Below are 22,817 nucleotides of genomic sequence, written 5' to 3'. Positions count from 1 at the left end.
GCGGACAAGATAATAATGATAGCCAGGTCATGGAGTTACTATGTCTGCCAAACATCCGGTCATTGCAGTAACAGGATCCAGCGGCGCGGGGACCACCACCACCAGCCTCGCGTTTCGTAAAATATTCGCGCAGTTAAATCTGCATGCAGCCGAGGTGGAAGGCGACAGTTTTCACCGTTACACCCGCCCGGAAATGGACATGGCGATCCGCAAAGCGCGCGATGCCGGGCGGCATATCAGCTACTTCGGTCCCGAGGCCAACGACTTCGGCCTGCTGGAACAAACCTTCACTGAATACGGGCTGAGCGGCAAAGGCCAGTCGCGCAAATATCTGCACACCTACGATGAAGCCGTGCCGTGGAACCAGGTGCCCGGTACGTTTACCCCGTGGCAGGCGCTGCCAGAACCGACCGATGTGCTGTTTTATGAAGGATTGCACGGCGGCGTGGTTACGCCACAACATAACGTCGCGCAGCATGTAGATTTATTGGTTGGGGTCGTGCCTATCGTTAACCTGGAGTGGATTCAAAAACTCATCCGCGATACTGGCGAGCGCGGACACTCACGAGAAGCAGTGATGGACTCGGTAGTGCGCTCAATGGAAGACTATATCAACTACATCACGCCGCAGTTTTCCCGCACTCATATCAACTTCCAGCGCGTCCCCACTGTTGACACGTCTAACCCTTTCGCTGCAAAAGGCATCCCGTCGTTGGATGAAAGTTTTGTGGTGATTCATTTTCGTAATCTGGAAGGGATCGATTTCCCCTGGCTGCTGGCGATGTTACAAGGCTCATTCATTTCCCACATCAATACGTTAGTGGTGCCGGGAGGTAAAATGGGTCTGGCAATGGAGTTAATTATGCTGCCGCTGGTACAACGACTGATGGAAGGGAAGAAAATCGAGTAAATGTTCTTATATGCCGGATAAAATAATATCCGGCATCATATTTTAATCATTAAATCACGCGGCTATCACTTCATAGGAGTGGGTAATATTCACGGCTTTCTCTAGCATCAGCGCTACCGAACAATACTTCTCGGCAGAGAGATCCACCGCTCGCGAAACCGCCGCGTCCTTCAGGTCGCGACCTGTGACGATAAAATGCAAATTGATGTGCGTAAACAGGCGCGGTGCCTCTTCGCGACGTTCAGAGGTCAATTTTACTTCACAATCGACCACATCCTGACGCCCTTTTTGCAGGATAGAAACCACATCAATGGCGCTGCAACCGCCTGCCGCCATCAACACCATTTCCATCGGACTTGGCGCTTTATCGCCAGAGTTACCGTCCATTAAAATCTGGTGACCCGAGGCGGACTCGCCCAAAAAAGTTAACCCTTCGACCCACTTCACACGCGCTTGCATAATCGGAACTCCATTGCGTCAATTTTCCTGACAGAGTACGCGTACTGACCAAATCGCGCAACGGAAGGCGACCTGGGTCATGCTGAAGCGAGACACCAGGAGACACAACGCGAAAGCTATGCTAAAACAGTCAGGATGCTACAGTAATACATTGATGTACTGCATGTATGTAAAGGACGTCACATTACCGTGCAGTTCAGTTGATAGCCCCTTCCCAGGTAGCGGGAAGCACATTTCGGCAATCCAGAGACAGCGGCGTTTTCTGGCTCTGGAGAAAGCTTATAACAGAGGATAACCGCGCATGGTGCTTGGCAAACCGCAAACAGACCCGACTCTCGAATGGTTCTTGTCTCATTGCCACATTCATAAGTACCCATCCAAGAGCACGCTTATTCACCAGGGTGAAAAAGCGGAAACGCTGTATTACATCGTTAAAGGCTCTGTGGCAGTGCTGATTAAAGACGAGGAGGGTAAAGAAATGATCCTCTCCTATCTGAATCAGGGTGATTTTATTGGCGAATTGGGCCTGTTTGAAGAAGGCCAGGAACGTAGCGCATGGGTACGTGCGAAAACCGCCTGTGAAGTAGCTGAGATTTCCTACAAAAAATTCCGTCAATTAATTCAGGTGAACCCGGATATTCTGATGCGTCTCTCCGCACAGATGGCGCGTCGTCTGCAAGTCACTTCAGAGAAAGTGGGCAACCTGGCATTCCTCGACGTTACAGGTCGTATTGCACAGACACTGCTGAATCTGGCGAAACAACCCGATGCCATGACTCACCCGGACGGTATGCAAATCAAAATTACCCGTCAGGAAATCGGTCAGATTGTTGGCTGTTCTCGTGAAACCGTGGGACGTATTCTGAAGATGCTGGAAGATCAGAACCTGATCTCTGCACACGGAAAAACCATCGTCGTTTACGGCACCCGTTGATCCCATCGGAGTGGCGCGTTACCTGGTAGCGCGCCGTTTTGTTTAAGCCGATGTGGCGCAGACTGATTTATCATCCCGACATCAACTACGCACTACGACAAACACTGGTGCTATGTTTGCCCGTGGCCGTTGGTCTATTGCTTGGCGAATTAAGACTCGGGCTGCTCTTTTCTCTCGTCCCCGCCTGTTGCAATATTGCGGGGCTTGATACTCCTCATAAGCGTTTTTTCAAACGCTTAATCATTGGTGCGTCGCTGTTTGCCACTTGTAGCTTGCTAACGCAACTGCTGCTGGAAAAAGATATCCCCCTACCCTTTCTGCTGACGGGGTTAACGTTGATACTTGGCGTCACTGCTGAGTTAGGGCCATTGCACGCAAAATTACTTCCCGCATCGCTACTCGCCGCCATTTTTACCCTCAGTCTGGCGGGATATATGCCGGTCTGGGAACCGTTGCTCATCTACGCGTTAGGCACGCTCTGGTATGGACTGTTTAACTGGTTCTGGTTCTGGCTCTGGCGTGAGCAACCGTTACGCGAGTCGCTTAGCCTGCTGTACCGTGAACTGGCGGATTACTGTGAAGCCAAATACAGCCTGCTTACTCAGCACACCGATCCCGAAAATGCTCTGCCACCATTGTTGGTGCGTCAGCAAAAAGCGGTCGATTTAATTACCCAGTGTTATCAGCAAATGCATATGCTTTCCGCGCAAAATAATACGGACTACAAGCGGATGCTGCGTATTTTCCAGGAGGCGCTGGACTTACAGGAACATATCTCGGTCAGTTTGCATCAGCCGGAAGAGGTGCAAAAGCTGGTCGAGCGGAGCCATGCGGAGGAAGTTATCCGCTGGAATGCACAAACTGTCGCCGCCCGCCTGCGCGTGCTGGCTGATGACATTCTTTATCATCGCCTGCCGACACGTTTTACGATGGATAAGCAAATTGGCGCGCTGGAAAAAATCGCCCGCCAGCATCCGGATAACCCCGTGGGACAATTTTGCTACTGGCACTTTAGTCGCATCGCCCGCGTGCTACGAACGCAAAAACCACTTTATGCCCGCGATCTGCTGGCAGATAAACAGCGGCGAATGCCGTTACTCCCGGCGCTGAAAAGCTATCTTTCCCTGAAATCGCCAGCGCTGCGTAATGCCGGACGATTGAGTGTGATGCTAAGTGTTGCCAGCCTGATGGGCACCGCGCTGCATTTGCCGAAATCCTATTGGATATTAATGACGGTATTATTGGTGACGCAAAATGGTTATGGCGCTACTCGCCTGCGGATTGTGAATCGTTCTGTGGGAACCGTGGTCGGGTTAATCATTGCGGGTGTTGCGCTGCACTTTAAAATTCCCGAAGGTTACACCCTGACATTGATGCTGATTACCACGCTCGCCAGCTATCTGATATTGCGTAAGAACTACGGCTGGGCGACGGTCGGTTTTACCATTACCGCTGTGTATACCCTGCAACTGCTGTGGCTGAATGGTGAGCAATACATCATCCCACGCCTCATTGATACCATCATCGGCTGTCTGATTGCCTTCGGTGGCACGGTATGGCTGTGGCCGCAGTGGCAGAGTGGTTTACTGCGCAAGAACGCCCATGACGCCTTAGAAACTTACCAGGAAGCTATTCGTCTGATCCTCAGTAAAGATCCGCAACCCACGCCACTTGCCTGGCAGCGAATGCGGGTGAATCAGGCGCATAACACCCTGTATAACTCGCTGAATCAGGCGATGCAGGAACCGGCGTTTAACAGCCATTATCTGGCAGACATGAAACTGTGGGTAACACATAGTCAGTTTATTGTTGAACATATCAATGCCATGACCACACTGGCGCGGGAACACCGGTCATTGCCGCCGGAACTGGCGCAGGAGTACTTGCAGTCTTGTGAAATCGCCATTCAGCGTTGTCAGCAACGACTGGAATATGATGAACCGGGTAGTTCTGGTGACGCCAATATCATCGACTCGCCAGAGATGCTGCCACACGAAGGTGCGTCCGGCACGCTGGAGCAGCATTTACAACGCGTTATTGGCCATCTGAATACGATGCACACCATTTCAGCAATGGCCTGGCGGCAGCGACCACACCACGGGATTTGGTTGAGTCGCAAGTTGCGGGATTCGAAGGCGTAATTTATTCATCGCCAGAACAAAATCGAGGGTCAGATAAGGCACATACGCCGTATCCGACGCCCTTTGCCTGGTGCGACGCTTACCGCGTCTTATCAGGCTTACTCCCGTTTTACGCCGCAATCACCTTCGCCACTGCGCGGGCAAAACGCTGCATCCCTTCGTCGATATCCGCATCTTCCACCACCAGCGACGGCGCAAAACGCACCACATCTGGTCCGGCGTTCAGCACCATTACACCTGCATCCGCACCCGCATAAAGGAAATCACGCGCCTTACCTTTGTATTGTGGTTTCAACTCCGCACCAATCAACAGCCCCATGCCGCGAATATCGCTAAACACATCGTACTGCTGATCAATCTTCTGCAAATGCTCAACAAAACGCTGACGTTTCGCCTGAATGCCTTCCAGCACGACCGGCGTATTGATGATATCAAACGCCGCCCCAGCGACCGCACAGGCTAGTGGATTACCACCGTAGGTGGAACCGTGCGAGCCAGGATGAAACGCAGACGCAATCTCCGCCGTGGTCAGCATGGTGCTAATCGGGAAACCACCGCCTAACGCTTTGGCGGAGGTCAGAATATCCGGCGTCACGCCGTAGTGCATATAGGCAAATAAATCGCCTGTCCGCCCCATCCCGCACTGCACTTCATCAAATACCAGCAATGCCTGATGTTGATCGCACAGTTCACGCAAGCCCTGCAGAAACTCCGGCGTCGCAGCCGTCACGCCGCCCTCGCCCTGAATCGGCTCAACAACCACTGCGCAGGTATGATCATCCATCACTGCTTTCACCGCGTGGAGATCGTTAAAGGGAACATGAATAATGTCTGCCGGTTTTGGCCCAAAGCCGTCAGAATATTTCGGCTGGCCGCCCACCGAGACGGTAAACAATGATCGGCCATGAAAGGCGTTATGGAAGGCAATAATTTTGGTTTTGAACGGGCTATGGCGCACACAAGCGTAATGACGTGCCAGTTTAAAGGCAGTTTCGTTGGCTTCCGTCCCGGAGTTCATAAACACCACTCGTTCGGCAAAGGTTGCCTCAATCAGTTTACGCCCAAGACGTAATGCTGGTTCATTGGTGAAAACGTTGCTGATATGCCACAAGGTTTCGCCCTGGGTTTTTAACGCTTCCACCAGCGCCGGATGGCAATGACCTAACGCCGTAACCGCAATCCCCCCCGCGAAATCGACATACTCCTTACCCTGTTGATCCCAGATTCGGCTACCCTGGCCTTTTACTGGAATAAACTCTGCCGGTGCATAAATCGGCAGAATCACTTCATCGAAAGTCGCGCGTGTAATTGCTGTTTGTTCAGTTGCCATCTCATGATCACCCTGTTACGCATAAATCATTATGAAATTATAATCACAAAATATGCATAAAAAATCATTAAATGGCAACCAGAAATCAGCGATGCAGGAAATTAGCCAGCAACTGATGCCCCTGTTCGCTAAGAATACTTTCCGGATGAAATTGCACCCCTTCGAGATCCCACTGGCGATGGCGAATCCCCATAATCTCGTGGGTCTCGCTCCAGGCGGTCACTTCAAAACACTCCGGCAGCGAGTCGGGGTCCACCACCAGTGAATGGTAGCGCGTCACGGTTAATGGATTTGCCAGCCCCTGAAATACGCCTTCGCCGTTATGCGTAATGGGTGAGGTTTTGCCGTGCATTACCTTTGCGGCGCGTACCACTTTAGCGCCGAAAACCTGCGCCATCGCCTGATGCCCCAGGCAAACGCCAAGAATCGGCAACCGTCCGGCATAGTGACGAATAACCTCAAGGGAAATCCCGGCTTCATCTGGCGTACAGGGTCCAGGCGATATGACAATTTTCTGCGGTTTAAGGGCGTCAATATCCGTCAGCGTCAACGCATCGTTGCGCTTAACCAGCACATCCGTCCCCAGTTCACAAAAATACTGGTAGAGGTTCCAGGTGAAAGAATCGTAGTTATCAATAAGCAGGATCATGGCGGCTCCGGTACGAAAGAACCGCGCTATTTTACTCAGATTCCCCGGCTTCGCTTACCACTTTGCTAAATATCGTCTTCAGCGCAGAGAGATCGCCCATTGCCCCGCTCTGATTAGCCTGATTCCACACCTCTTTTTCGATGCCCAGCCAGCTCAATTGATAGCCAGCATGAATCGCCAGTTGTTCGAAGAAGATACGCTGCGCAAGGCCACTTCCCGCGCGGAATGGGTGCAGGACGTTGATTTCACAATAGTAGTGTGCCAGCCGCTCAACGAACTTCTCTTTCTCAAGGCCGACCAGATAACCTTCTTCCTCCAGATCCTGCATCAGGGCATTGCCCTCTTTTTCGATATAGGCAAAGTGGCAGAATGGTGTATCTCCTTGATAAATGTCAACTTCGCGTAATTGGCCCGCCCAGTCGAAAATATCCTGATAAAGCTGGCGATGAATAGCACGCAAATGGGGTAAACCGCGCATCAGCGGACCAAGCTCAATGGTCGCGGCGCGCAGCGCCGTCATTTCGTAAGCGGCCTGCTCCAGTCGCTGCTGTTGGCGGATATCCAGTCGGTTACGCATGATGTCGAGGCCAGGATAAAGATACGGGTCGCGCCCTTCTCCGAACTTATCGCTCATAGTGCCTCCTTAGCTCTTCAAGGCGCACCAAAGCCTCAGCGGCAGTAAGCGTCACCAAGGGGCTCTCGACACCTTCGAGACGGCGGCTGGCCTGGAAATTACGATTACGCTGAAGTTCCCAAAGACGGGACTTTTGCTTATCGGTGAGTTTCTTCACTTGATGCCTCCCTGAACGTGTCCGTTTGCCACAAGTATAAGCGGCAAATGCAGGTTACGCCGGGAGAGCAGATGCGCGGACAATATTGCCCGCGCGAGAAATCGTTACGGCAGGACTTTAGCGGAAAGGATAACGACCGGCTTTGACGGCACATTCTGGTATGGACCAACATCATGAGTCGGCACCTGGGAAATCTTGTCTGCGACATCCATCCCTTTTACCACTTTACCAAAGACGGCGTAGCCGAAATCACGCTGGCCGTGGTCGAGGAAGGCGTTATCGGCAACGTTAATAAAAAACTGGCTGGTTGCGCTGTCTTTATCAGCAGTACGCGCCATAGCAATCGTGCCGCGCGTGTTGCGCAGACCGTTATCAGCTTCATTTTTGATCGGCGGATTCGGTTTTTTCTGCTGCATCTGCTCGGTGAAACCGCCGCCCTGAATCATAAAGCCCGGGATCACCCGGTGAAAAGTGGTGTTGTTATAAAAACCGCTGTTCACATAATCGACAAAGTTTTGCACTGATACCGGTGCTTTCTGGCTATCCAGCTCCAGTTCGATATTACCAGCAGAGGTTGTTAACAATACGTGCGGGTCCCCTTTCGCTGCCATTGCTACAGGTGAGAGAGCAGAAAGAGCGAAAACAGCTACAAAAGCTGCCAGGGTCGATTTGAACATGAGATTTCCTTAACAGAGCAGAAAAAAAGCAAGTGAAGAGATTCTAAATAGCCTTCAATGACAAGGCCATTCCTTTACCTAATTTTACGTACTTGAAATATATGTAACCTGATGATCACTTATATTCCGTGATCAGAATCACTTTAAATATTGCAAATTAGCAACCGTTTGCAATTAGATATTTAATCAGATCACAAAATCACCTAAAATCGCCCGCTCGCGGCATACCCACTATGCCATTTTCTCTTTCAACGCAGGCCAATCATGACTAACAGCAATCGCATTAAGCTCACATGGATTAGCTTTCTTTCCTACGCACTCACTGGTGCGTTAGTTATTGTCACCGGGATGGTGATGGGGAATATTGCAGATTATTTCCATCTGCCCGTTTCCAGTATGAGTAACACCTTCACCTTCCTCAATGCCGGAATTTTAATCTCTATCTTCCTCAACGCCTGGCTGATGGAAATCGTCCCGCTGAAAACGCAGTTACGTTTTGGCTTTCTCCTGATGGTGCTGGCGGTTGCTGGTTTGATGTTCAGCCACAGTCTGGCGTTGTTCTCGGCGGCGATGTTCATCCTCGGGGTGGTCAGTGGTATCACCATGTCGATTGGTACGTTCCTGGTTACACAAATGTATGAAGGGCGTCAGCGCGGTTCTCGCTTGCTGTTTACCGACTCCTTCTTCAGTATGGCCGGGATGATTTTCCCGATGATCGCGGCATTTTTGCTGGCACGTAGCATTGAGTGGTACTGGGTTTATGCCTGCATCGGGCTGGTGTACGTCGCTATTTTTATTCTGACCTTCGGCTGTGAGTTCCCGGCACTGGGCAAACATGCGCCAAAAAATGACGTTCCGGTAGTGAAAGAAAAATGGGGAATTGGCGTGCTGTTTCTCTCCATTGCGGCGCTGTGCTACATCCTCGGTCAGTTAGGTTTTATCTCCTGGGTGCCGGAGTACGCCAAAGGTCTGGGCATGAGCCTGAACGACGCAGGAACGCTGGTAAGCAACTTCTGGATGTCGTACATGGTCGGCATGTGGGCCTTCAGCTTTATTCTGCGTTTCTTTGACCTGCAACGTATTCTGACCGTGCTGGCAGGACTGGCCGCGATTCTGATGTATGTCTTTAACACTGGAACACCGGCACATATGGCGTGGTCTATTCTCGCTCTGGGCTTCTTCTCCAGCGCGATCTATACCACCATCATCACCCTGGGTTCACAGCAAACCAAAGTGCCGTCCCCAAAACTGGTTAACTTCGTCCTCACCTGCGGAACCATCGGCACCATGCTGACCTTTGTGGTTACTGGCCCGATTGTAGAGCATAGCGGTCCACAGGCGGCGCTGCTCACTGCAAATGGTCTGTACGCTGTGGTATTCGTGATGTGCTTCCTGCTGGGTTTTGTCAGCCGTCACCGTCAGCATAACACCCTGACCTCTCATTAATTGCCAATATCGGGCGGCGCTTTCGTCGTCCGGTTTTTTCCTCTCTTCCCCTCAACCTATCCTCATATCTTTAAACTCTCTTATTTTGTCTACTTTTTGCACACACACGAAATGTCAGACAATTCCGTAACTTAAGAATATTTATACAAATCAGTAATATACTCCTTAAGAGGTATATAAAGGTGAATTTGATTTGCATCAATAAGTGGGGTTGCTGAATCGTTAAGGTAGGCGGTAATAGAAAAGAAATCGAGGCAAAAATGAGCAAAGTCAGACTCGCAATTATCGGTAACGGTATGGTCGGCCATCGCTTTATCGAAGATCTTCTTGATAAATCTGATGCGGCCAACTTTGATATTACCGTTTTCTGTGAAGAACCGCGCATCGCTTATGACCGCGTACACCTCTCGTCTTACTTCTCTCACCACACTGCCGAAGAGCTGTCGCTGGTGCGCGAAGGCTTTTATGAGAAACACGGCATTAAAGTTCTGGTCGGTGAGCGCGCGATTACCATCAACCGTCAGGAGAAGGTGATCCACTCCAGCGCCGGACGTACCGTTTATTATGACAAGCTGATCATGGCGACCGGTTCCTACCCGTGGATCCCGCCGATCAAAGGTTCTGATACCCAGGACTGTTTTGTCTATCGCACCATTGAAGACCTCAACGCCATTGAATCCTGCGCCCGTCGCAGCAAGCGCGGTGCCGTTGTTGGTGGCGGCCTGTTAGGTCTGGAAGCCGCTGGCGCGCTGAAAAACTTAGGCATTGAAACCCACGTTATCGAATTTGCCCCTATGCTGATGGCGGAACAGCTTGATCAGATGGGCGGCGAACAGCTTCGTCGCAAAATCGAAAGCATGGGCGTGCGCGTTCACACCAGCAAAAACACCCTCGAAATTGTGCAGGAAGGTGTCGAAGCACGTAAAACCATGCGTTTTGCCGACGGTAGCGAGCTGGAAGTTGACTTTATTGTCTTCTCTACCGGTATCCGTCCGCGCGATAAGCTGGCGACTCAGTGTGGCCTGGACGTGGCTCCGCGTGGGGGTATCGTTATTAACGATTCCTGCCAGACTTCCGATCCGGATATCTACGCCATCGGTGAATGCGCAAGCTGGAACAACCGTGTGTTTGGTCTGGTAGCACCGGGCTACAAAATGGCTCAGGTGGCTGTTGACCACATTCTTGGTAGCGAAAACGCATTTGAAGGTGCAGATCTTAGCGCCAAGCTGAAACTGCTGGGCGTAGACGTGGGCGGTATTGGCGATGCGCATGGTCGTACACCAGGCACGCGTAGCTATGTTTACCTCGACGAAAGCAAAGAGATTTACAAACGTCTGGTTGTCAGCGAAGACAACAAAACGTTGCTCGGTGCGGTACTGGTGGGCGATACCAGCGACTATGGCAACCTGCTGCAACTGGTACTGAACGCCATTGAACTGCCGGAAAACCCGGACTCGCTGATCCTGCCTGCCCACTCTGGCAGCGGTAAACCGTCTATCGGTGTTGATAAACTGCCGGACAGCGCGCAAATCTGCTCCTGCTTCGACGTCACCAAAGGCGATCTGATTGCTGCCATCAACAAAGGCTGCCACACCGTTGCAGCGCTGAAAGCCGAAACCAAAGCGGGTACAGGCTGCGGTGGTTGCATTCCGTTGGTTACTCAGGTGCTGAACGCCGAACTGGCGAAACAGGGCATCGAAGTCAACAACAACCTGTGCGAACACTTCCCATATTCGCGCCAGGAACTGTTCCATTTGATTCGCGTTGAAGGCATTAAAACCTTCGAAGAACTGCTGGCAAAACACGGCAAAGGCTACGGTTGTGAAGTGTGTAAACCCACCATCGGTTCGCTGCTGGCGTCCTGCTGGAACGAATACATTCTGAAACCGCAGCATACTCCGTTGCAGGATTCTAACGATAACTTCCTCGCTAATATCCAGAAAGACGGCACCTATTCGGTGATCCCACGTTCTCCGGGCGGTGAAATTACCCCGGAAGGTTTGATGGCTGTAGGTCGTATCGCACGTGAATTTAATCTCTACACCAAAATCACCGGCTCCCAACGTATTGCGATGTTTGGTGCACAGAAAGACGATCTGCCGGAGATCTGGCGTCAACTGATTGAAGCGGGATTCGAAACCGGTCATGCCTATGCGAAAGCGCTGCGTATGGCGAAAACCTGCGTGGGTAGCACCTGGTGCCGCTACGGTGTTGGCGACAGCGTCGGCCTCGGCGTAGAACTGGAAAACCGCTACAAAGGCATCCGCGCACCGCACAAAATCAAGTTCGGTGTCTCTGGTTGTACCCGTGAATGTTCAGAAGCGCAGGGCAAAGACGTAGGTATCATCGCCACTGAAAAAGGCTGGAACCTGTACGTTTGCGGTAACGGCGGCATGAAACCGCGTCATGCGGATCTGCTGGCAGCGGATATCGATCGCGAAACGCTGCTCAAATATCTCGACCGCTTCATGATGTTCTACATCCGTACTGCCGACAAACTGACCCGTACCGCACCGTGGTTAGAAAACCTCGAAGGCGGCATCGATTACCTGAAAGCGGTGATCATTGATGACAAACTGGGTCTGAACGCACATCTGGAAGAAGAGATGGCGCGCCTGCGTGAAGCTGTAGTGTGTGAGTGGACTGAAACGGTCAATACGCCGTCTGCACAGACTCGCTTCAAGCACTTCATCAACAGCGACAAGCGTGACCCGAATGTGCAGATGGTGCCTGAGCGCGAACAGCACCGTCCGGCAACGCCGTATGAACGTATTCCGGTAACTCTGGTGGAGGACAACGCATGAGCCAGTGGAAAGACATCTGCAAAATCGATGACATCCTGCCTGAAACCGGCGTCTGCGCGCTGTTAGGTGACGAGCAGGTGGCAATTTTCCGTCCGTATCACAGCGACCAGGTGTTTGCTATCAGCAATATCGATCCGTTCTTCGAATCCAGCGTACTGTCACGCGGGCTGATTGCGGAACATCAGGGTGAGCTGTGGGTAGCCAGCCCGCTGAAAAAACAGCGTTTTCGCTTAAGCGATGGCTTGTGCATGGAGGACGAACAGTTCTCCGTCAAGCATTACGAAGCACGAGTGAAAGACGGCGTAGTACAACTGCGCGGTTAATGTTTTAACGGGAGGCGCAATGCCTCCCCTTTTTGCATTGTCCTGTAATAACCTTCGGTATATTGCAGGACATTTTTTAAACTCTTTGTTTTATTTTTTGTTTTTATTTTTTAAGGATAATCAAATGTTTACAGACACTATCAATAAGTGTGCGGCGAACGCTGCGCGCATCGCACGCCTGTCGGCAAATAACCCGCTTGGCTTTTGGGTCAGCTCCGCAATGGCGGGAGCTTATGTGGGTCTTGGGATCATCCTGATTTTCACGCTCGGTAATTTGCTCGATCCGTCCGTGCGTCCGCTGGTGATGGGGGCAACTTTTGGTATCGCCTTAACGCTGGTGATTATCGCCGGTTCTGAACTGTTCACCGGACACACCATGTTCCTCACCTTTGGGGTGAAAGCAGGCACCATCAGCCACGGGCAAATGTGGGCAATTCTGCCGCAAACCTGGCTGGGTAATCTGGTCGGTTCCATCTTCGTAGCGATGCTCTATAGCTGGGGCGGCGGTAGCCTGCTACCGGTGGATACCAGCATCGTCCATTCTGTCGCGCTGGCCAAAACCACCGCACCGGCGATGGTACTGTTCTTCAAAGGCGCATTGTGTAACTGGCTGGTTTGCCTGGCAATCTGGATGGCGCTGCGCACCGAAGGCGCGGCGAAATTTATCGCTATCTGGTGGTGTCTGCTGGCGTTTATCGCCTCCGGCTATGAGCACTCCGTTGCCAACATGACGCTGTTCGCCCTCTCCTGGTTCGGCAACCATAGCGAAGCCTACACTCTGGCGGGCATTGGTCATAACCTGCTGTGGGTGACGCTGGGTAATACTTTATCTGGCGCCGTATTCATGGGATTGGGTTATTGGTATGCTACGCCGAAAGCTAATCGTCCGATTGCGGACAAATTTAATCAAACTGAAACGGCTGCAGGTTAATCAGTAAGGGGTTTTACGTGGATCATTTGCCTATATTTTGCCAATTACGCGATCGCGACTGTCTGATTGTCGGCGGCGGTGATGTCGCGGAACGCAAAGCCAGGTTGCTGTTGGACGCAGGCGCTCGCTTAACGGTGAATGCATTAGCGTTTATTCCGCAGTTTACCGCATGGGCAGATGCTGGCATGTTAACCCTCGTCGAGGGGCCATTTGATGAAAGCCTTCTCGATACCTGTTGGCTGGCGATTGCGGCTACTGATGATGATGCGCTTAACCAGCGCGTCAGCGAAGCCGCTGAATCTCGTCGTATCTTCTGTAACGTGGTAGATGCACCGAAAGCCGCCAGTTTCATTATGCCGTCCATTATCGACCGCTCACCGCTAATGGTAGCGGTCTCCTCCGGCGGCACATCTCCAGTCCTGGCGCGCCTGCTGCGCGAAAAACTCGAATCACTACTGCCTCTCCATCTGGGTCAGGTGGCAAAATATGCCGGACAGTTACGCGGTCGGGTGAAACAGCAGTTCGCCACAATGGGTGAGCGTCGCCGTTTCTGGGAAAAACTGTTCGTCAATGACCGTCTGGCGCAGTCGCTGGCGAACAACGATCAGAAAGCCATTACTGAAACTACAGAACAGTTAATCAATGAGCCGCTCGATCATCGTGGTGAAGTGGTGCTGGTTGGCGCAGGTCCAGGCGATGCCGGGCTACTGACGCTGAAAGGCCTGCAACAAATTCAGCAGGCTGATGTGGTGGTCTACGACCGTCTGGTTTCTGACGATATTATGAATCTGGTACGCCGCGATGCTGACCGCGTTTTCGTCGGTAAACGCGCGGGATACCACTGCGTACCGCAGGAAGAGATTAACCAGATCCTGTTGCGGGAAGCGCAAAAAGGCAAACGCGTGGTGCGTCTGAAAGGCGGCGATCCGTTTATTTTCGGGCGTGGCGGCGAAGAGCTGGAAACGCTGTGCAATGCAGGCATTCCGTTCTCGGTGGTTCCGGGCATTACCGCAGCTTCTGGTTGCTCTGCCTATTCGGGTATTCCGCTAACACATCGCGATTACGCCCAGAGCGTGCGCTTAATCACCGGGCACTTAAAAACGGGTGGCGAGCTGGACTGGGAGAATCTGGCGGCAGAAAAACAGACGCTGGTGTTCTATATGGGGCTGAATCAGGCCGCGACCATTCAGCAAAAGCTGATTGAATACGGAATGCCAGGTGAAATGCCGGTGGCGATTGTCGAAAACGGTACGGCGGTTACGCAACGCGTGATTGACGGTACGCTCGCGCAACTCGGTGAACTTGCGCAGCAAATGAACAGCCCGTCTTTGATTATTATTGGTCGGGTCGTTGGCCTGCGCGATAAATTAAACTGGTTCTCTAACCATTAATTTAAAAAAATTATCTAAGGCCGGATATTTCTGGCCTTTTTATTTACAATAATCACCATATTAATTTTTATTTTCAGCAGACATAAAACAACTTTTTAACTAATTTGTTTTTTAACAACTCCCCACAGTTACAGTGGCTTACAAATATAATTGAATTATTAATAGTCCACTCACTGACGTGTCATAGATATTCCTGTATTGTCTCTAACGAGCTGTTTGCTTATATTCACATAATTAATGAATATTACTCGATATATTTTACATAGGGAATGAGAATGAACAAGTTTATTAAAGTAGCATTGGTAGATGCGGTACTGGCAACGTTAACTGCATGTACTGGTCATATTGAAAACCGTGACAAAAACTGCTCTTATGATTACCTTCTGCATCCGGCAATTTCTATTTCTAAAATCATTGGCGGCTGCGGTCCGACTGCACAGTAATCTCTTAACAGAGATCGGTTAATGCTGTTTTAATTACCTGACGCCCTCTATTTTTACCAGAGGGCGTATTTGTTTTTACCTTGCCTTTAAAAATATCGTTCACAGCAGTTAAATACAGGCAATACTCTCGCGCAAAATACGCAGCACTGTCTCCTCACCACTACGATTAGGATTAATACGAATCGCACAATGTTCTAATTGTGGATTCGCCTGACGAAATGTCCCGGAAAGACGATAAAAGAGCGGCGGAATTTCATATTTCGACTCCGCACCAACTGGATATGGCAATGCACCGCGTTTCTGCGCTTCTTCCAGCACCCTTGCAGCAATCGGCTGATGGAACTCCACAATCAACACCTTCGACTGCGCATTGGCAATGACGGCGCTTTTAACTTGTGGCACTGCGCCACCGTTGAGCAAGATCAGCAACCTTTCAGATACTCTCGCCTGTACTGCATGCATCACTGGCGCAAAAACCAGTCCGCGCAAGACTTCCAGCGCCTGAGCGCCCTGAATCTGGCTGCCTCCGGAGTAAAGCGTGGCACGAATACGGTTGATGGTATCAGCATCGCCTACCACCGCACCAACACCCTCCGGCCCAAACAGCTTGAAGCAGGAAAAAGTTGAGACATTCGCCCCGCATTCGCAGCCAATCCGCGCCACCTTCATCACCGCATAGTTGTCATCAGTTAACGCTGGAACACCCGCCAGGCGCAACGTTGCCAGCACATCTGCCAGAATGTAGCGATCCTGCGGCTGCTGGCGTGTATGTTGCACCAGTGCTGCATCTGGTTGTTGCTCTTCGACGATTTGCTTAAGTGCCGACAGGTCATTGAAATCAGCGGTAATAAGCGTCAGCCCCATCTGCTCAATAATGACCCGCGTAGTCGGATAAACAGGCGCATCATGTACCAGAAGACGCTGCCCGGGCTTGAGCAAAGCTGCCAGCCCGGCACGGATCGCCCCAGTGCCAGCGCCTTGCACCAGCGCCGCCGCTTGCGCATGAAACACACCCGCCAGTACCTGTTCCACACGTTGAGTAATGCGCGGTTGATTCAACCCCGGCGTTAATCCCAAATCACCACAGGTAAGGAACTCACCGCCAGGGAAATAGCGGCAAATCGTGTCCACCAGCGCAAACTGCTTTTGCTGTGCTTCAGCAAGAGTCAGGCTTTGCAAGGGAAACGTCTTCATAAGTGCATTCCTTAAGCCGGAACAAACAAGCCAAGCCAGTAAAGAACATTCAGCAGAATGCCGGTGATCATCACTGCCACCACAGGTGCCGCCATTTTCTGTACCGGACGCCCCAGAGATTCGTTGAGGAAGTAAATGGCGACCGCAATAGAGAATCCGGTATAACCCGCCATTTTGATTGCCGCGAAAATCGAACCGACCAACAGAGCCACTTCCATCAGCATATTCATGGCGTTACGAATGTTATCCGACGCATTACGCACTGACGGGTAGCGCCCCAGCCATTTACCTATCGACCGTAACAACAAAACTTCCGCCGAAATAACCACTGCGCCCAATACCGCCGCAACCATCGGATTAGGCGAGAGATAGCCCACCGCATAGACAAAGGTAAAGCCAGCAACCGCATACACCCCCGTGGCTAACGCAGTGGTGGCAATCAACGGCACAAAACCCAGCCCGCGCATAAATTCTGCCAGCGCCGCCTGATTGATCAGCGTTTGCGATTGCTCCGGCGTGACGCCTGCGGAGTACGCTTTCTCAAGGGTGAAGATCGACACTTCGCTACCAGCAAAAATTTTCATACTGGCAACAGCAGCGATCAGCGCTCCGACAATGGCGATATACGGAAGATTTTTGATAATCCGCGACGTGCGCTCTTCAAAGACCGAAAATCCGCTGGCATCGATATCATTTTCATCACGATGACGCAGGTCGTGAGTTATCGCGATCCCCAGCAGCATTACCATGCCAATAAAGATTTCGATGGATTCCGGATTAAGATGCGGGAAATAACGCACCACCACGACGCGAGTCATCAACACGACGGCGGCAGCGATCAGGCTTTGCTTCCAGCCAAACTGGTAGAAAATCGCCACCAGCGGGAAGAGTGCAAAAGCAGAAACTACCGGAGAGCTTAATTCCCCCAGACTACCTAAAACATCAACCGGCAGCGCAGTCAGCAACTGGTTTACCGGCAGCAGGCAGGTGAGGATCAGTATCCCCCAGATTGCGCCAAGGCCAAACGCCATCAGGCTGTTTATCGCCAGTACGCCGAGGATATCGGTAGGAAGAAAAAGTAACCATGCGTTGAGCAGGCCGGTTTTCAGGGTAAAGGAGATCCCCACCGATGCCACAAAACCAATACTCAAACCGAAAGCGATACTCCCCGCCTCGCGACGGTTCATATAGCCTTCAATCAATTGTGGCAGGATCGGGCGAATACCATCATGAAATACGGCCGCCGAGCGATGTGCCAGAAGTGATGTCATACCGGTCAGGCACGCCACCACGATAATCTGAATATACAGATCCATAGTCGTGCCTTTTATTTCAGATGGTTAATCAGCATCGGAATCGCGTGTTCAACGTGCTCAACGGAAAGCCCAAACGCCACCTTTCCTTCAGCGATCATTTTGGCGATATGCTCGTCTTTCGCTTTAATACCAGGCCTGGCAATGGTGCAACTTTTGTTATAACCAATCACCGCGATAGCAATCGACAATGCCGCACCTGCGCCGGTATTACACGCGCCGATGTAGTAATCCAGTTGCCCGGATTTCACTTTCATTGCCGCTTCCATGTCGTTATAAATGAAAACTTCAAAACAGCCAGGAGCCGTCGTTTCAATGGTTTTTTTAATCTGCTCACGCTGTAAGCCTGCAACGCCAATCTTTTTCATGAGTCTGTCCTTATTGGAAAAATTGAGAGGGAGTTTCACGTAACATCACATCCACATCGGCCTGACTGAATCCTGACTGGCGCAACTGCGGAATAAAGGTGGTAAATAAAAAGTCATAGCCATAACCACCGTTGGCTTTTAAATGGGAACGACGAGTAATATCCATCGACAGCATGACGCGGTTAAGCAATCCACGGTCGCGGAGCGCGTGAAGCATCGCAATACGCTTCTCATCCGGGTAGTAACTGTTCTTGCCAATGGTGTCGAACTGCACATACGCGCCGAGATCGATCATCTTTAAAATGTTGTCGAGGTTGTCTTTAAGATCGCAGTGCCCGAGGGTGACCCGCGAAAGATCGACTCCGTGGGATTGCAGTAGAGCCAGTTGTTCCAACCCCATAGTGCTAAAAGATGTATGAGTGGAAATGGGCCGTCCGGTCTGGTTATGCGCCAACGCGGCGGCAATGAAAACTTTCTCTTCCAGCGGCGTGATTTTGCCCTCACTGGAGCCAATCTCCGCGATGACCCCGGCTTTCAGTTCCGTGCCATCGATACCCTGTTCAATTTCATCGACCATCTCTTGCGCCAGCTCCTGCACGCTGCGGGTCACCACATGCTCCGGGAAAAAGGCATCCTGGTAATAACCAGTACAAGGCACCACGTTGATTCCCGTCTCACGCATCACATCGAGCATAAATTGCGCATTGCGGCCCATGTAACGATTGGTCATCTCAATCACATTACGAACGCCCTGCGCCATCAGGTCGTTCATCTCCTGGCAAATGAACGCATATTGATCAAGGCGGCAATCCACGTTGTTTTTAAAGCCGGAGAGATCAATATGCAGATGCTCATGAGCAAGGGTGTAGCCGGTCGAATCGATGGTCATAAAGAGTCACCCTGAAAGCGAAGGGAAGATAAAAAAGAGCTGCCGTTTTGTGGCGGCGAAGCACGGAAAAATTCACATACCGTGGCTCCAACATCAGAGAGCGTGGGATACACACCCAGACGAGTGGCAGCCAATCCACGCTGATAAACCAGCACAGGCACTACTTCGCGGGTATGGTGGCTGTGGCCGATAGTCGGGTCGTTACCGTGATCAGCCATGACGATCAGGCAATCATCCGGCTGCATCGCCTCAACAAGCCGGGCAAGATTACGGTCAACGACCTGCAAACGTTCGGCATAACGTGCGACGTCTTCTGCGTGGCCGGCGAGGTCGGTTTCCTGAATATTGGTGCAAATAAAGGCTGTCGGATGGGCGTTAAATTCGTCGAGAGTGATATCCATAATCCGTTGGCTATCCACCAAATTTTGCCAGCTCATTCCATGAGGATTGCTGACGATATCCGCCACCTTACCCACCAGCACCGTAGGTACGCCTACCTGATGCAGTTGTTGCGGCACCTGCACTTTTTCATCGACACCGTAGCCCATATGTACAACCTGGAAACCGCTGTCATAAGCGCCGGAACGCGGTGCATTTATGCCAATAAAACGCCCTTCCTTGCTTTCTGCGGCATCAAGAATGCGCTGGCTGTCCTGCAACAGGCCGCCAAAAGTAATAACCCTGCCAACCTGTACCTGCTCACGCACCACACGACCAATCTTGACAACTTCATCGAACGGTATCGCAGAGAGATTGGCAGTAACGTTATAGACCTGGCCTAAATCCGCTTCGAGATTGTCGCCAACTGCCACGGCCTGGTTTACCCACAGAAATTGCAACGCATCGCCACGGCGTTCGACCTGCCAGCCCGCAGCCATTAAGGCTCGTTCAACACGATCAATAACGTCGCGAAAGGGCATCCGCAGCGGCGGCAAGGGGCGCGTACCTAAAATTTCCTGATGCCCCATAAAGGTATCGCCACCTTCATGTTGCAGTTCTGCTACGCCCCAGACTGCGCAATCCGATGGCTGCATATCACCCGGCGCATAACCCAATGCATTGATTAGCCCCAGCTTCTCAAGAGTCGGCAACTGTAAATGCGGCAACTGGCTAAGAATGTGACCACAGGTATTCGCCCCGGCATCCTGTGGGCGTACCCGCGCAACATCTTTCATTGCGCCTACGCCAAAACTATCGATCACTAACACCACAAATCGCGCCATTTACGCCTCCAGAAGGTTGCCGAGGCTGTCATAGCGACCAACAATTTCCGCCGCGCCGCGCTGAATACCGGACACCAACACCACATCGCTACGGGTGACAAAAATCTGCGTACGAAAACAGAGCACCACCGCGCTACTTACCGGAAACTCACCAGCCAACGGCAGGTAATAGTCGATACTGTTGTCATCCACTGTTTTGAGAAGTGTTTCTGTGATGCTTTGATTTTCTGGAGTAAAAATAAGAGCGTGATGTGCATGACCACGGCGATAGTAACCACCGCCATAGCAATAACTGTCGCCACGGAAGTGGTGGGAAATTTCACTTAACCAAAGCATGGCGATACGTTCGGGTTGATCGCCCTGCTGGTTTGCCGGAATAGTGCCGGTCAGCGCATGACCAGGTTCGGCATGGGTAACACCATATTGCGCTAACACCGGCAACGAAGTGCAACTGGTCGCTGAAGGCGCGTTTAGTTGCTCAAGGGCAGTGCCAGATTTAGCCAGTTGATCCCGCGCCTGTACCAGCGTGTGAAGATTCGGCGTGGGTAAAACTTTCCCGCTTGTTTCATCCCAAAGCAGGCAAGGGAAATGGGTAAGTCCCGCTAAATGTAGTCCTGGTAGTTTTTGGATTTCAGCGACAATGTCATGCAGCGTATTTTGGGTAAAACCGCTCTCCTGCCCTGGATAAAGGAAATCATCGTCGCTATAAACTTTGAGCAGCACAGACTGTACGCATCCAGCCTTCACCGCTGCCGCAGAAATTTCCCGTGCTTTATCGAGGGTAAACACAGTGATAACACCGGTTCCCTGTTCAACGGTGTCAGATACCTGGTGACAAGGGATTTGTACCAGATGCCCCTGATGCGCCACCGGCAAACCGGCGCGACGCATCACTCGTGCCTCTTTGTAGTCCACCGCCACAATGCCGCTGTAGCCCAGCGCCAGCAGCTTTTCCGCCAGCCACGGGTTACGACCGAACTGCTTAGTCATCAGATACAGTTCAATACCGTAAAGCCGTGCTGTCTCAATGAGTCGCTTACCGTTTTCCAGTACCTGATCCACGTCGATCACCCAACAGTCCGGGGCGATCTTGCCCTGCTGCCACAGGCTTAATGCGGCAGAAATCAGCGCCGGGTTCTGGCGTTTCAATGCTTCTACAAACATCTTGTTGCCTCGTTTCTGTTCCTTAATTCAAATATTCATTTTTTTGAATATTTAAGATGTACGACGTGGATTTGCCATGTGCTTCAAAGGTCTTCGTTAGCGGCCATCCATAATCCATAAAGGTTGGCCAGCAGATATCCTTCTTCACACGGGTTAACTTCCAACGCGAATCCCTGCAATAACACCCGATGCAACTGCATGATCGCTGGCCAGTGGCTGGATTGCGCCAGTTCCGTCAGTAATTCGTCATCCAGCGGCAGTATCTGTTCACCGCGACGGCTGCGCATCAGCGCACTCGCCATATGCGTCATCGCCATCGTTCCCTGCTCGCTACGTATGGGCAGATGACATTCTGTTTCCAGAATCTTGACAACCTGCATCATGCCTTTACAGATGTCCTTATCTATGACCCCTGCATCGCAAAGCAGGTTGAGTCTGGTTTCCATTTTAGATGCCTTTTATTTAATAACTGGGTTCCTGTTCCCCGCTGACCACCCGCTGTTGATGGGCAAGCAGGGCGTGTTTATCAACAACCGCACGCAGTAATTGTTGCATTGGGTAATCATCAGCTCGCGTCAGGATCACGGCTTCGGTGGCCTGCAAAAATCGCGGATCGTCTGTGAGCGGCGTCGCTTCTAATCCAAGCATGGCCAGTTCGCTTTCTGCCACCACATTCCAGATCACCGCATCGACATCACCTTTGACAATGCGCTGCAAACTCTCGTGATAGGAGAGATCGACGCGCTCCACACTGCGATCACCAAAAAAGACATCGGTCATGATTTTCTGATCCGCCGAGCGACTATCCAGCCCAACACGCTGCACATTACCGGATTCACCTTTGCGACAAATCAACTGGTGCTCACCAACGTAGGTGTGCGGCCCCAACTCCAGTGCGAGGCATAAACCTTTTTGTGTGAGATAACTTTCTGCCGCCAGCCGGGAAACCACTGCCATGTCATACACACCGTTAAGCAAACACTCCACGCGAATATCCGCGCCGCGCATATGCGCATAGTAAAAAGGAATGCCATCAAACTGGGCTTTTAACCCGCTCGCCAACCCTTCGTACAGACGGGTATAAGGCAGAGGCATCGCACAGACTACATTGTTGATATCGACATGGCTCAACAGCGCTTTGTTATCCATCTCCGCCAGGAAACTGCCATTACGCCCGCGACGTTCAATGCGTATCGCGCCGCTTGATTCCAGCGTTTTTAGCGCGGCCTGCGTCAGGCCAACGGACGAGCGGCATTCAGTTGCCAGCTCATCAATCGTTTTCAGGCGATTACCGCATTTTTCACCCAACAAATAACGGGCCAGCGTCGTGATGACGACACCTTCTTTTTTGATAAACGTTTGGCGCATAGTAAATTTTCAATAAAGTGAATATTTATATATTCATTAAAATGAAGATAAGTGGCAACCACGAGAGAT

Annotated in this window: 23 protein-coding genes; 9 read left to right on the top strand and 14 right to left on the bottom strand. The window is 51.4% G+C overall.

Annotated features, from left to right (window positions below):
• Positions 1-40: 40 nt before the first annotated feature.
• Positions 41-910, top strand: a complete 870-nt coding sequence (locus tag A1WG_RS11190) for a phosphoribulokinase (protein ID WP_001274686.1) — start codon at positions 41-43, stop codon at positions 908-910.
• A gap of 54 nt (positions 911-964) precedes the next feature.
• On the opposite strand, the gene A1WG_RS11195 is transcribed toward A1WG_RS11190, so the two are convergent.
• Entirely contained in the window at positions 965-1,369 is a 405-nt protein-coding gene (locus A1WG_RS11195; protein WP_001517207.1) for an OsmC family protein, read from the bottom strand.
• Between the two features lie 301 nt (positions 1,370-1,670).
• On the opposite strand from A1WG_RS11195, the gene crp reads away from it, so the two are divergent.
• Both crp and A1WG_RS11205 read left to right on the top strand, forming a co-directional pair.
• Entirely contained in the window at positions 1,671-2,303 is a 633-nt protein-coding gene (gene crp, locus A1WG_RS11200; RefSeq protein WP_000242755.1) for a cAMP-activated global transcriptional regulator CRP, read from the top strand.
• A gap of 50 nt (positions 2,304-2,353) precedes the next feature.
• Entirely contained in the window at positions 2,354-4,444 is a 2,091-nt protein-coding gene (locus tag A1WG_RS11205) for a YccS/YhfK family putative transporter (RefSeq protein WP_001517208.1), read from the top strand.
• Between the two features lie 109 nt (positions 4,445-4,553).
• Here the strand turns inward: A1WG_RS11205 and argD are convergent, their stop codons facing one another.
• The 5 genes from argD to ppiA form a co-directional block, all read right to left on the bottom strand.
• A complete protein-coding gene (argD, locus tag A1WG_RS11210; RefSeq protein ID WP_000190011.1) occupies positions 4,554-5,774 on the bottom strand; it encodes a bifunctional acetylornithine/succinyldiaminopimelate transaminase in 1,221 nt (406 codons plus the stop codon).
• 85 nt (positions 5,775-5,859) lie between these two features.
• Positions 5,860-6,423: an aminodeoxychorismate synthase component 2 gene (pabA, locus tag A1WG_RS11215; protein WP_000601889.1), complete on the bottom strand. Its 564-nt coding sequence runs from the start codon at positions 6,421-6,423 to the stop codon at positions 5,860-5,862.
• A 31-nt stretch (positions 6,424-6,454) separates the two neighbouring features.
• Complete coding sequence (locus tag A1WG_RS11220) at positions 6,455-7,057, bottom strand: putative adenosine monophosphate-protein transferase Fic (protein WP_001517209.1); 603 nt, start codon at positions 7,055-7,057, stop codon at positions 6,455-6,457.
• Positions 7,047-7,214 (bottom strand): YhfG family protein, encoded by a 168-nt coding sequence (locus A1WG_RS11225; RefSeq protein WP_000736867.1) that lies wholly within the window; start codon positions 7,212-7,214, stop codon positions 7,047-7,049. The genes A1WG_RS11220 and A1WG_RS11225 overlap by 11 nt, the downstream gene beginning before the upstream one ends.
• Before the next feature lie 104 nt (positions 7,215-7,318).
• Entirely contained in the window at positions 7,319-7,891 is a 573-nt protein-coding gene (gene ppiA / locus A1WG_RS11230; RefSeq protein WP_000477213.1) for a peptidylprolyl isomerase A, read from the bottom strand.
• A 264-nt stretch (positions 7,892-8,155) separates the two neighbouring features.
• On the opposite strand from ppiA, the gene tsgA reads away from it, so the two are divergent.
• The 6 genes from tsgA to A1WG_RS11260 all read left to right on the top strand — a co-directional run bounded on the left by tsgA (position 8,156) and on the right by A1WG_RS11260 (position 15,229).
• Positions 8,156-9,337: an MFS transporter TsgA gene (gene tsgA, locus A1WG_RS11235; protein ID WP_000185221.1), complete on the top strand. Its 1,182-nt coding sequence runs from the start codon at positions 8,156-8,158 to the stop codon at positions 9,335-9,337.
• Between the two features lie 260 nt (positions 9,338-9,597).
• A complete protein-coding gene (gene nirB / locus A1WG_RS11240) occupies positions 9,598-12,141 on the top strand; it encodes an NADPH-nitrite reductase large subunit (protein WP_001517212.1) in 2,544 nt (847 codons plus the stop codon).
• A complete protein-coding gene (gene nirD, locus A1WG_RS11245) occupies positions 12,138-12,464 on the top strand; it encodes a nitrite reductase small subunit NirD (protein WP_000084764.1) in 327 nt (108 codons plus the stop codon). The genes nirB and nirD overlap by 4 nt, the downstream gene beginning before the upstream one ends.
• Before the next feature lie 124 nt (positions 12,465-12,588).
• Complete coding sequence (nirC, locus tag A1WG_RS11250) at positions 12,589-13,395, top strand: nitrite transporter NirC (RefSeq protein ID WP_000493561.1); 807 nt, start codon at positions 12,589-12,591, stop codon at positions 13,393-13,395.
• A 17-nt stretch (positions 13,396-13,412) separates the two neighbouring features.
• Positions 13,413-14,786, top strand: coding sequence for a siroheme synthase CysG (gene cysG / locus A1WG_RS11255; protein WP_000349875.1), 1,374 nt, complete (start codon positions 13,413-13,415; stop codon positions 14,784-14,786).
• 275 nt (positions 14,787-15,061) lie between these two features.
• On the top strand, positions 15,062-15,229 hold the full coding sequence (locus tag A1WG_RS11260; RefSeq protein ID WP_001031832.1) for a YhfL family protein: 168 nt from the start codon (positions 15,062-15,064) through the stop codon (positions 15,227-15,229).
• Positions 15,230-15,337: 108 nt separating this feature from the next.
• Here the strand turns inward: A1WG_RS11260 and A1WG_RS11265 are convergent, their stop codons facing one another.
• The 8 genes from A1WG_RS11265 to yhfZ form a co-directional block, all read right to left on the bottom strand.
• On the bottom strand, positions 15,338-16,423 hold the full coding sequence (locus A1WG_RS11265; RefSeq protein WP_001517213.1) for an aminotransferase class I/II-fold pyridoxal phosphate-dependent enzyme: 1,086 nt from the start codon (positions 16,421-16,423) through the stop codon (positions 15,338-15,340).
• A gap of 11 nt (positions 16,424-16,434) precedes the next feature.
• Positions 16,435-17,739 (bottom strand): YhfT family protein, encoded by a 1,305-nt coding sequence (locus tag A1WG_RS11270; RefSeq protein ID WP_000366842.1) that lies wholly within the window; start codon positions 17,737-17,739, stop codon positions 16,435-16,437.
• Between the two features lie 11 nt (positions 17,740-17,750).
• Positions 17,751-18,104: a DUF2620 domain-containing protein gene (locus tag A1WG_RS11275; protein ID WP_001517214.1), complete on the bottom strand. Its 354-nt coding sequence runs from the start codon at positions 18,102-18,104 to the stop codon at positions 17,751-17,753.
• A 10-nt stretch (positions 18,105-18,114) separates the two neighbouring features.
• Positions 18,115-18,993: a phosphotriesterase-related protein gene (locus A1WG_RS11280; RefSeq protein WP_001517215.1), complete on the bottom strand. Its 879-nt coding sequence runs from the start codon at positions 18,991-18,993 to the stop codon at positions 18,115-18,117.
• A complete protein-coding gene (locus A1WG_RS11285) occupies positions 18,990-20,216 on the bottom strand; it encodes a phosphopentomutase (protein ID WP_001517216.1) in 1,227 nt (408 codons plus the stop codon). Before A1WG_RS11285 ends, A1WG_RS11280 begins: the two co-directional genes overlap by 4 nt.
• Positions 20,217-21,380, bottom strand: a complete 1,164-nt coding sequence (locus tag A1WG_RS11290; RefSeq protein WP_001517217.1) for a YhfX family PLP-dependent enzyme — start codon at positions 21,378-21,380, stop codon at positions 20,217-20,219. It abuts the gene before it with no gap.
• A gap of 83 nt (positions 21,381-21,463) precedes the next feature.
• Complete coding sequence (locus tag A1WG_RS11295; protein WP_000450044.1) at positions 21,464-21,826, bottom strand: hypothetical protein; 363 nt, start codon at positions 21,824-21,826, stop codon at positions 21,464-21,466.
• Positions 21,827-21,842: 16 nt separating this feature from the next.
• Entirely contained in the window at positions 21,843-22,748 is a 906-nt protein-coding gene (gene yhfZ, locus A1WG_RS11300) for a GntR family transcriptional regulator YhfZ (RefSeq protein WP_001517218.1), read from the bottom strand.
• Positions 22,749-22,817 lie beyond the last annotated feature (69 nt).

The organism is Escherichia sp. KTE96 (assembly GCF_000408525.1).
In the GTDB taxonomy this organism is placed as follows: Bacteria; Pseudomonadota; Gammaproteobacteria; order Enterobacterales; family Enterobacteriaceae; genus Escherichia; species Escherichia marmotae.
Note: the sequence above shows the minus strand (reverse complement) of the source record. Positions and strands in the feature narration are given on the sequence as shown.

Coding starts and splice junctions, on each gene's coding strand:
- A1WG_RS11205 (WP_001517208.1), top strand. CDS start 2,354: ATGTGGCGCAGACTGATTTATCATCCCGACATCAACTACGCACTACGA.
- yhfZ (WP_001517218.1), bottom strand. CDS start 22,748: ATGCGCCAAACGTTTATCAAAAAAGAAGGTGTCGTCATCACGACGCTG.
- nirD (WP_000084764.1), top strand. CDS start 12,138: ATGAGCCAGTGGAAAGACATCTGCAAAATCGATGACATCCTGCCTGAA.
- A1WG_RS11280 (WP_001517215.1), bottom strand. CDS start 18,993: ATGACCATCGATTCGACCGGCTACACCCTTGCTCATGAGCATCTGCAT.
- nirC (WP_000493561.1), top strand. CDS start 12,589: ATGTTTACAGACACTATCAATAAGTGTGCGGCGAACGCTGCGCGCATC.
- A1WG_RS11290 (WP_001517217.1), bottom strand. CDS start 21,380: ATGTTTGTAGAAGCATTGAAACGCCAGAACCCGGCGCTGATTTCTGCC.
- nirB (WP_001517212.1), top strand. CDS start 9,598: ATGAGCAAAGTCAGACTCGCAATTATCGGTAACGGTATGGTCGGCCAT.
- A1WG_RS11265 (WP_001517213.1), bottom strand. CDS start 16,423: ATGAAGACGTTTCCCTTGCAAAGCCTGACTCTTGCTGAAGCACAGCAA.
- A1WG_RS11295 (WP_000450044.1), bottom strand. CDS start 21,826: ATGGAAACCAGACTCAACCTGCTTTGCGATGCAGGGGTCATAGATAAG.
- A1WG_RS11275 (WP_001517214.1), bottom strand. CDS start 18,104: ATGAAAAAGATTGGCGTTGCAGGCTTACAGCGTGAGCAGATTAAAAAA.
- A1WG_RS11190 (WP_001274686.1), top strand. CDS start 41: ATGTCTGCCAAACATCCGGTCATTGCAGTAACAGGATCCAGCGGCGCG.
- tsgA (WP_000185221.1), top strand. CDS start 8,156: ATGACTAACAGCAATCGCATTAAGCTCACATGGATTAGCTTTCTTTCC.
- pabA (WP_000601889.1), bottom strand. CDS start 6,423: ATGATCCTGCTTATTGATAACTACGATTCTTTCACCTGGAACCTCTAC.
- A1WG_RS11285 (WP_001517216.1), bottom strand. CDS start 20,216: ATGGCGCGATTTGTGGTGTTAGTGATCGATAGTTTTGGCGTAGGCGCA.
- A1WG_RS11195 (WP_001517207.1), bottom strand. CDS start 1,369: ATGCAAGCGCGTGTGAAGTGGGTCGAAGGGTTAACTTTTTTGGGCGAG.
- A1WG_RS11260 (WP_001031832.1), top strand. CDS start 15,062: ATGAACAAGTTTATTAAAGTAGCATTGGTAGATGCGGTACTGGCAACG.
- A1WG_RS11220 (WP_001517209.1), bottom strand. CDS start 7,057: ATGAGCGATAAGTTCGGAGAAGGGCGCGACCCGTATCTTTATCCTGGC.
- crp (WP_000242755.1), top strand. CDS start 1,671: ATGGTGCTTGGCAAACCGCAAACAGACCCGACTCTCGAATGGTTCTTG.
- A1WG_RS11270 (WP_000366842.1), bottom strand. CDS start 17,739: ATGGATCTGTATATTCAGATTATCGTGGTGGCGTGCCTGACCGGTATG.
- ppiA (WP_000477213.1), bottom strand. CDS start 7,891: ATGTTCAAATCGACCCTGGCAGCTTTTGTAGCTGTTTTCGCTCTTTCT.
- argD (WP_000190011.1), bottom strand. CDS start 5,774: ATGGCAACTGAACAAACAGCAATTACACGCGCGACTTTCGATGAAGTG.